1 protein-coding gene and 1 pseudogene are annotated in these 1,031 nt (G+C 74.1%); both read right to left on the bottom strand.

The genetic code is table 11. The features are described from left to right. Nucleotides 1–38: 38 nt before the first annotated feature. Nucleotides 39–656: a hypothetical protein gene (locus EAO70_RS36295; protein WP_261993231.1), complete on the bottom strand. Its 618-nt coding sequence runs from the start codon at nucleotides 654–656 to the stop codon at nucleotides 39–41. Continuing rightward, nucleotides 641–1,031 (bottom strand): annotated as a pseudogene (locus EAO70_RS36290) (serine/threonine protein kinase); the annotation flags it as partial. The gene EAO70_RS36295 and the pseudogene EAO70_RS36290, both read right to left, overlap by 16 nt.

The following is a 1,031-nucleotide window of genomic DNA, read 5'->3' as shown; positions in this document are numbered from 1 at the left end:
CCCCAAGGACTCCCCCCACCGAACCCGAAGGGGCCGGGTCAGCCGCAGTCGTACGTRAACGTCACCTCCGACGAGCGCTGGCCGGGAGACGTCACCACGAGCCGTGCGACGGCCTGGTGCGTGCCCGAGCCGTGGAAGGTCCACAGGAGATGGAGCCTCGCCTCCTCCTGCCCGCGCGCCAGCTTCTCCGTCAGTACCCCGGACCGGGTCCCGTCGCTGCGCTCCCAGCGGTACGTGACGGTGCCCGGCCTGCCGTCCGTGCGCACCAGGCCCACCACGTCCGCCGTACCGTCACAGCCGAGCCGCTGCTCGGCGACGCCGACCGTGACGTCCCGCACCGCGACGCCGGGGCCGTACTCCCGCCAGGCGAGGAAGAGCAGCACGGCGACGAGCACGACGGCGGCGAGGGCGTACCGCCGCGGCCCTCGTGAGCGGGCGGGTCGCGGCGCGGGGACGCCCGGGAGCGTGCCGTGCCAGATCTCGACCGCCGTGGGGGTGTTCTCGGCCCGCCGGAGCGCCGCCGCGGTCACCCCCGGCCCGAACCGCAGCACCTCGCCCTCCACCCGGTCCGGTGCCGCCTCCGGCACGGGACGCTCGAACCAGTGGCTGCCGAGTTGGGTGGCGCTGTAGTCGTCGTCGTTCATGAGATCGTGCACCGCCGGATGAAGACCTGCTGAAGGGAACCGCCGTCGGACGCGGCGGGCGACGTGGACGCGCGCAGCCCCCAGTAACAGCCGGCGCCCCGGACGTCATGGGCGAGCGAGAGGGTGTACCGGGTGGCTCCCTCGCGCTGGTAGGTCTCGGAGCCGTCGGGCGTGCCCGCCACCCCCTGCTCGTCCCCGGTGAACCACTCGATGTGGATCGTCACGGGGCCGGTGCCGTCGGTGGTGACCTCGACGGTGCCCTCGGCGGTGGTCACACCCGTCTGGCGCAGGCTCGTGACGGAGACCGCGGTGACCACGACGGGGGGCGGGGCGGACGGTGTGGTCGGCGGAGTGTCGCTGGGAGTGGGCGGAGTTCCGGTGGAGGTG

Source organism: Streptomyces sp. adm13(2018) (assembly GCF_008042145.1).
In the GTDB taxonomy this organism is placed as follows: domain Bacteria; phylum Actinomycetota; class Actinomycetes; order Streptomycetales; family Streptomycetaceae; genus Streptomyces.
The sequence above is the reverse complement of the archived record's forward strand: the minus strand, read 5'-3'. Positions and strand labels throughout refer to the sequence as shown.